The organism is Arthrobacter sp. Hiyo1 (assembly GCF_001263615.2).
In the GTDB taxonomy this organism is placed as follows: Bacteria; Actinomycetota; Actinomycetes; order Actinomycetales; family Micrococcaceae; genus Arthrobacter.
Window position 1 is genome coordinate 373,705 of sequence record NZ_DF952472.1, and the last position, 7,746, is coordinate 381,450.

General features: G+C 63.9%; 4 protein-coding genes and 4 pseudogenes. 3 read left to right on the top strand and 5 right to left on the bottom strand.

Going from position 1 to position 7,746, the window contains the following annotated elements:
• A pseudogene (locus AHiyo1_RS15290) lies at nt 1–1,586 on the bottom strand (bifunctional [glutamine synthetase] adenylyltransferase/[glutamine synthetase]-adenylyl-L-tyrosine phosphorylase); the annotation flags it as partial.
• Nucleotides 1,587–1,595: 9 nt separating this feature from the next.
• Nucleotides 1,596–2,935 (bottom strand): annotated as a pseudogene (locus tag AHiyo1_RS15295) (glutamine synthetase family protein).
• A 190-nt stretch (nt 2,936–3,125) separates the two neighbouring features.
• Between AHiyo1_RS15295 and panB the strand changes: the two are divergent.
• Nucleotides 3,126–4,036: pseudogene (gene panB, locus AHiyo1_RS15300) on the top strand (3-methyl-2-oxobutanoate hydroxymethyltransferase).
• Between the two features lie 12 nt (nt 4,037–4,048).
• On the opposite strand, the gene AHiyo1_RS15305 reads toward panB, so the two are convergent.
• Nucleotides 4,049–4,213: an SPOR domain-containing protein gene (locus AHiyo1_RS15305; RefSeq protein WP_113990679.1), complete on the bottom strand. Its 165-nt coding sequence runs from the start codon at nt 4,211–4,213 to the stop codon at nt 4,049–4,051.
• 113 nt (nt 4,214–4,326) lie between these two features.
• Here AHiyo1_RS15305 and map point away from each other — a divergent pair, with 113 nt between their 5' ends.
• Both map and ppgK read left to right on the top strand, forming a co-directional pair.
• Nucleotides 4,327–5,205 (top strand): type I methionyl aminopeptidase, encoded by an 879-nt coding sequence (gene map / locus AHiyo1_RS15310; protein WP_059389133.1) that lies wholly within the window; start codon nt 4,327–4,329, stop codon nt 5,203–5,205.
• Nucleotides 5,206–5,277: 72 nt separating this feature from the next.
• Nucleotides 5,278–6,080: pseudogene (gene ppgK / locus AHiyo1_RS15315) on the top strand (polyphosphate--glucose phosphotransferase).
• A gap of 50 nt (nt 6,081–6,130) precedes the next feature.
• Here the strand turns inward: ppgK and nrdR are convergent.
• On the bottom strand, nt 6,131–6,643 hold the full coding sequence (gene nrdR, locus AHiyo1_RS15320; RefSeq protein WP_084784530.1) for a transcriptional regulator NrdR: 513 nt from the start codon (nt 6,641–6,643) through the stop codon (nt 6,131–6,133).
• 170 nt (nt 6,644–6,813) lie between these two features.
• Nucleotides 6,814–7,746, bottom strand: a 933-nt coding sequence (hisD, locus tag AHiyo1_RS15325) for a histidinol dehydrogenase (protein WP_059389135.1), incomplete at its 5' end; no start/stop codon positions are given.

Sequence of the window (7,746 nt, forward strand, 5' to 3'; positions counted from 1 at the left end):
CGCCTTGCGGGTCGCGGTAACCGAGTGCCGCAAGCCGCCCTTGGGCGGCTTCCGGAGTGAGCCGGGCGTCTTCGGTGCTCAACTTCGCGGCCGTGTTGAGCAGCGGCCGGTAGAAGATGCGGTCATGCAGTTCACGAACGGACCGTTTGGTCTTCTGCCAGGTTTCAACCAGCGCGTCCGGATGCGGCCTGCCTGTGGAAAAGGGCCCCAGGACGGCCTTGGCGAGGAACCGCAAAGACTCCTGGCTTGTGGGCATGAGGTGGGTACGGCGCATCTGGAACAACTGGATGCGGTGCTCAAGTACCCGCAGATAGCGGTAGGCCGCGTCGAAGGCAGCGGCGTCCACCCGGCCGATGTAGCCGCCCGCGGACAACGCGGATATTGCCGACGTCGTATCCCGGCAACGGAGCGTTTCATCGGACTTTCCGTGGACAAGTTGCAGGAGCTGGACCGTGAACTCGACATCGCGCAGCCCGCCGGGACCGAGTTTGATCTGGCGCTGCTCTTCGGCCGGGGCGATGTTGTTCGTCACCCTGCGGCGCATCGCCTGCACCGATTCCACGAACCCTTCCCGGCCGGCGGAAGCCACACGAGCGGCTGGACAGCCTGCTCGTAACGCGAGCCCAGGTCCCTGTCTCCTGCGATGGTCCGGGCCTTAAGGAGCGCCTGGAACTCCCAGCTTTCAGCCCATTTCGCGTAGTAGCTCAAGTGCGAGGGCAACGTCCTGACGAGGGGACCGGATTTCCCCTCGGGCCGCAGGTTCGCGTCGACCTCCCACAGACCCGGTTCGGTCCCCGTGGATGAAATGGCACGGGATATCCCGGCGGCCAAGGCCGTGCCGATGGTCGCGGCCTCGGCGTCCTCCAGGTCCGGTGCCTCGATCACGTAGATGACGTCGACGTCGGAGATGTAGTTGAGCTCCCGGGCACCGCACTTGCCCATGCCGATGACGGCCAGCCCGACGCCGGCAATATCGGCGGGATCGAAAGTCGCCGCGGCTTCGGCCCTGGCAACGGCGAGGGCCGCCTCTATCGCGGCACCTGCGAGGTCGGCCAGTTCGGCACCGACGGCGGGCATGAAGTCCTGCGGACTGGCGGCGCAGAGGTCCTTGATGGCCAGTTCGGTGAGCCCGCGACGGTAAGCCGTCCGGAGAGCCGTGTAGGCGCTGGCTCCAGTCATCGCGCAACGGGCCGGGGAGAGTTGGGGTCTGCCTTGACCGATCGGAGCAGCTTCGTCCGGAGCTCACTGGCATCGGCGGACAAGGGCTCCGGGCTGACGCGGACATCGAAGACGTCCAGGTGTTCCGGATGCCTGATCAGGAACTCCCCCAAGGCTTCGGATGCCCCCAGCAAGCGGTAAAGCGGCTCGCTCCGATCCGGGTGCTCCCCAGCGAGCTGCCTGAGCGAGGGATGCTTCTCAATCAGACGGACCAGCGACTGCAACGCGGTGTCCGGGTTGGCGCTGAGGTGCAGACCGGCGAAGATCGTGTCCTGGTCGATGCCGTCGAGTTCACGCGCGGCAAGGAACCGCTCACCCTTTTCAAGGTCGCTGAAACCGGCCGAGATGAGCCGGCGGGCCAGGCTCACACTCACAGCCTAGAGAATGCCGAGATTGCGCTTGAGCTCGTAAGGCGTGACCTGGAGCCGGTAGTCCTGCCATTCCGCACGCTTGTTGCGCAGGAAGTGGTCAAAGACCTGTTCGCCGAGGATGTCCGCTACGAGTTCCGAATCCTCCATGGCGCGGATGGCGTCGTGGAGGCTGGCCGGAAGCGGCGTGTGACCCATCGCCTTGCGCTCGGCCGAAGTCAGCGACCAAACGTCGTCTTCCGCGGCGGCCGGAAGGTCGTAGCCTTCCTCGATACCCTTGAGCCCGGCACCGAGCAACACTGCGTAGGCGAGATACGGGTTGGTGGCGGAGTCAATGCCGCGGTATTCGATCCGTGCGGACTGGCCCTTGCCCGGTTTGTAGAGCGGCACGCGAACCAGGGCCGAACGGTTGTTGTGCCCCCAGCTCAGGTAGCTCGGCGCTTCGCCGCCGCCCCAGAGACGCTTGTACGAATTGACGAACTGGTTGGTGACGGCGGTGAATTCCGGCGCGTGGCGGAGGATACCGGCAATGAATTGGCGTGCGGTCTTGGACAACTGGAATTCGGCGCCGGCTTCGTAGAAGGCGTTGGTGTCACCCTCGAACAGCGAAAAGTGGGTGTGCATGCCTGAACCCGGGTGGTCGGTGAACGGCTTGGGCATGAAGGTGGCGTAGGTGCCTGCTGCAGGGCCACTTCCTTGATGACCGTGCGGAAGGTCATGATGTTGTCCGCCGTCTGGAGGGCGTCCGCGTAGCGGAGATCGATCTCGTTCTGGCCGGGTCCGCCCTCATGGTGGCTGAACTCAACGGAAATGCCCACGGATTCAAGCATGGTGACGGCCGTGCGACGGAAGTCCTGTGCCACGCCGCCGGGCACGTGGTCGAAGTAGCCGCCCTCGTCAACGGGAACAGGAACGCCGTTGGCATCGAGGTCCTGGGACTTGAGGAGGTAGAACTCGATCTCGGGATGCGTGTAGCACGTGAAGCCCATGTCCGCGGCTTTGGCGAGGGTGCGCTTGAGCACGTTCCGGGGGTCTGCGGCCGACGGCTCGCCGTCGGGGGTCAGGATGTCGCAGAACATCCTGGAGGTCTGCTCGGTTTCACCACGCCACGGGAGGATCTGGAACGTGGAGGGGTCTGGCTGGGCAAGCATGTCGGATTCGAACACCCTGGCGAGGCCCTCGATGGCCGAACCGTCGAAACCCAGGCCTTCTTCGAAGGCGCCTTCCACTTCTGCCGGCGCAAGTGCCACCGATTTCAGGGAACCGACGACGTCGGTAAACCACAAGCGTACGAAGCGCACATCACGCTCTTCGATAGTTCGCAGAACGAACTCTTGCTGGCGGTCCATGGGGCCTCATTTCCGGGTCAACGTCCATGCCGCGGATTCGGGATTCGAAGCCGACGACAACTCAGCATTCACTCTACTAAGCATTGGCCCGGATTGGCTGCACCCCCGGTTCGCGTAACACAGCGTTTACAAATGTGAGGCTCCCCATGCGCCGGTGGCTAGGACGGCCGGTACCGCATACGCTCTATCCATGGCCCCAAGCAACAGTTCCGATTCCAGCATGCCCGCCGAAATTCCCGCGCCTTACGGAACGGGACCTGCCGCGGCAGGTTCCGGGGCTTCAGCGGATGCTTCAACGCCGAAGCCCGCCGCGAGGATCCGCACCCATCATCTGCAGCAGGCCAAGGCCAAGGGTGAGCGCTTTGCGATGTTGACTGCCTATGAGCAATACACGGCGGAAATTTTCGACCAGGCCGGCATCGAGGTCCTGCTGATCGGCGATTCGGCGTCCAACAACGTCTTCGGGAACGAAACCAGCCTCCCTGTGACCGTCGACGAGCTCCTCCCCTTGTGCCGCGCGGTGGCCCGGTCCGCCAAGCGTGCCTTGGTAGTGGCCGATCTTCCCTTTGGCAGCTACGAAGTGTCGCCGGAGCAGGCAGTGGCAACAGGCGTCCGCTTCCTGAAGGAAGGTTTGGCGCACGCCGTCAAGATCGAAGGTGGCGCGTTCTATGCGGGAACTGTGCGGGCCATGGTCCAGGCAGGCATTCCCGTCATGGCGCACATCGGCTTCACGCCCCAGAGCGAACACTCGCTGGGCGGCTACCGCGTCCAGGCCGGGGCGACGACGCCGCGCGCCTCGTCGAAGACGCCGTTGCCCTCGCAAATGCCGGAGCGTTCTGTGTGCTCATGGAGATGGTTCCCGCTGAAACAGCTGCCGCCGTCGACGCAGCCATCGACGTACCGACTATAGGAATCGGCGCAGGCAACGCGACCACTGGACAGGTTCTGGTGTGGCAGGACATGGCCGGACTGCGCGGCGGCAAGATGGCCAAGTTCGTCAAGCAATACGCGGATCTTCGCACCACCCTGGGCGCCGCGGCGAAGGCCTACGCCGACGACGTCAGGTCCGGCCAGTTCCCCGGCCCGGAACACTCCTTCTAGGAGGAAGCAGCTTCAGTCCTCCTCGTCCTTGTCCCAGGCTTCGTTGCGGGCCTTGACCTTTTCGAGGGCGTGCTCCGCTTCTTCGCGGGTCTTGTAGGGACCGATCAGCTGGGACCAGTCGGACATCGCGTCCTCTTCGATTTGGTGTGTCTGAACGTTGTACCAGAACTCCGCCACGGTTTCTCCTTTTCGAATCCCGCCGCAAGCCCGGCGGGGCCGGTGCCTTCGCACGGGCCGATATTTAGCTTCTTAGTTACTTGCGTCTCGTGCGTCCCTTATATGATCAATCTATGCCTTCTCCCGCTCTGACCGCACCCATCGGCACGCTGACCCGTGGGACCGTCAGCCCACAGCTGCCTGTTCCGGCGTCCATCCCGCGCCCGGAGTATGTCGGCAAGCCGGGACCCGCGAAGTTCACCGGTTCAGAGGTCAAGTCTGCGGAAACCATCGAGAAGATCCGCATCGCCAGCAAAATCGCGGCCCAGGCGATCGTCGAGGTCGGCAAGCACATCGAGCCCGGCGTCACAACCGACCAGTTGGACCGGATCGGCCACGAATTCATACTGGACCACCAGGCCTACCCCTCGACGCTTGGCTACCGCGGCTTCCCCAAGTCCCTGTGCTCCTCGCTCAACGAGGTCATCTGCCACGGCATCCCGGACAGCACCGTCGTCCGGGACGGCGACATCCTGAACATCGACATCACCGCCTACATCAACGGCGTCCACGGCGACACGAACTACACCTTCCTGGTGGGCGAGGTCGACGACGAGTCCCGGCTCCTGGTGGAACGCACCCAGGAGTCGCTCAACCGGGCCATCAAGGCCGTAGCGCCCGGCCGCGAAATCAACGTGATCGGCCGTGCCATCCAGTCGTACGCGAAACGCTTCGGCTACGGCGTGGTCCGTGACTTCACGGGCCACGGCGTCGGCGAGGCGTTCCACACCGGCCTGATCATCCCCCACTACGACGCCGCGCCGGCCTACAACACCATCATCGAAGCCGGAATGGTCTTCACGATTGAACCCATGCTCACCCTTGGAACGATCGAGTGGGACATGTGGCCCGATGAATGGACCGTCGTCACCCGGGACCACAAGCGGACCGCACAATTTGAACACACCCTGTTGGTCACCGAGACCGGCGCCGAAATCCTGACTCTTCCCTAAGCTCTCCGGAAGGTCACCTGCAGCCGTTCGCGCTGCGACATGCCCACCCCTCCTGCCATGAACGGAAACGCATTGACCAAGAAGGATGAGAAGATCCACAAGAACGGCCCGCTGATCGGCATCGACGTCGGTGGCACCGGCATCAAGGGCGGCATCGTCGATCTCAAGAAAGGCAAGCTGCTCGGGGACCGCCTCCGCATACCGACGCCGCAACCTGCCACTCCCGAAGCCGTCGCCGAAGTGATCGCACAGATCGTCGAAGAGTTGTCGGCCCGTGAGGATGCTCCGGCCAAGGGTTCGCCCGTGGGAGTCACTTTCCCCGGAATCATCCAGCACGGCGTGGTCCGCTCTGCCGCCAACGTGGACAAGTCCTGGCTCAACACGGACATTGATTCGCTCCTCACCAAGCGCCTGGACCGTCCCGTCGAGGTCATCAACGACGCCGACGCAGCCGGTCTCGCTGAAGCCCGCTACGGCGCAGGCGAAGGCGTCGACGGCACGGTTCTGGTGATCACCCTCGGAACGGGCATCGGCTCGGCCTTCATCTTCAACGGGCACCTGGTGCCCAACGCCGAGCTCGGCCACCTCGAAGTGGACGGCCACGACGCCGAGACGAAGGCATCCGCCGTCGCGCGTGAACGCGACGGCTTGAGCTGGGAAGAGTACAGCGTGCTGCTGCAGCGCTATCTCTCCCACGTCGAGTTCCTGTTCTCCCCCGAGCTCTTCATCATCGGTGGCGGTATCTCGAAGCGTTCGGACGAGTACTTCCCGCACTTGGATCTGCGGACACGCATCGTCACGGCGGAACTGAAGAACGACGCCGGAATCGTGGGGGCCGCGCTGGACGTCGCCTCCACCACAAGCTCGCCAAGTAGACGTGGTGCCGGTGGCGGCTGCGGCTTCCCCTCCGCTGCCGCCACCGGAGCTAGATGGGGCTCTTCTCGGAGCTCTTGCCCTTGGCGCCCTTCGCCGCATTATCCGCGGCTGCGGTTTCGGCTTCGTGGCGGAGCAGCGAAATGGCCGACTCGAAGTCCTCAAGCGATTCGAAGGCCTGGTAAACGCTGGCAAATCGCAAGTAGGCGACTTCGTCCAGCTTCTGGAGTGGTCCAAGGATGGCCAGGCCGACCTCGTGGGCATCGATCTCCGCCGCACCGGAAGAGCGGATGTTTTCTTCGACTTCCTGGGCCAGCATCGCAAGGTCGTCCTCGGTCACAGGACGGCCTTGGCAGGCCTTGCGAACGCCGTTGATGATCTTGATCCGGCTGAAGGGTTCCCCCACGCCCGAGCGTTTGATGACGGAAAGGCTGGTGGTCTCCACGGTGGTGAAACGGCGTCCGCACTCGGGGCACTGGCGCCGACGGCGGATGGCCGAGCCGTCGTCGGCCATTCGACTGTCCACAACACGTGAGTCGGGGTTTCGGCAGAACGGACAATACACGCTGGGCCTCCCCTGCTCGGTTCCCGGCCACCTGTCCCCGCGGCGGGATCGGCCGGGAACGCAAAAGGTGCCGGAAGTTTGACTTCCGGCACCAGTTTACGGCTATATAAGGCCTAATGACAAGACTGTAATTACTATATGTAGTGGTTGTGACCCATACATGTAGTGGTTTAGGCCCCCGCGAAACGAATCTTGACAGCGTCGCCGTGGCCGGGCAGGTCTTCGGCATCGGAGAGGCTCACGATGTGTTTGCTGACTTGCTCCAAGGCAGCCTTGTCGTAGTTGATCACCTGTACGGCCCTGAGGAATGTTGTCACGTTCAGTCCGGAAGAGAAGGCTGCGGTGCCGCTCGTGGGCAAAACGTGGTTGGATCCTGCACAGTAGTCTCCGAGGCTGACCGGGCTGTAGTCCCCCACGAAAATCGCGCCCGCGTTGCGGATCCTTGCGGCGACCGCTGCTGCGTCCGCCGTCATGATTTCCAGGTGCTCTGCCGCGTAGGCATCGCAGACCGCGATGCCCTGCTCGACATCGTCCACCAGCACCACGCCCGACTGGGGTCCCGACAATGCGGTGGTGACCCGCTCGCCATGCTTCGTGGTTCCTGCCTGCACCGTGAGTTCCCGCTGCACAGCGGAGGCGAGTTCCTCGGAGTCGGTGATCAGGACAGACGCCGCCTTGGGGTCGTGCTCTGCCTGGCTGATGAGGTCAGCGGCCACGAGCGCCGGACGGGCCGAAGCATCAGCCAAAATGGCGATCTCGGTGGTGCCGGCCTCGGAGTCGATCCCCACGACGCCTTTCACAAGACGCTTCGCGGTGGCCACGAAAATGTTTCCCGGACCGGTCACAACGTCCACCGGTTCGATGGCCTGATCATCGGCAGCCCCGGGGATGCCGTAGGCAAAGGAAACAATCGCCTGGGCGCCTCCAATGGCATAGACCTCGTCGATGCCGAGCAAAGCGGCAGCTGCCAGGATGGTGGGGTGGGGCAAGCCTCCGAAGTCCTTCTGGGGCGGGGAAGCCAAGGCGATCGAGGCAACCCCGGCGGCCAGCGCCGGAACAACGTTCATGATGACGGAGGACGGGTAGACGGCCAGGCCGCCGGG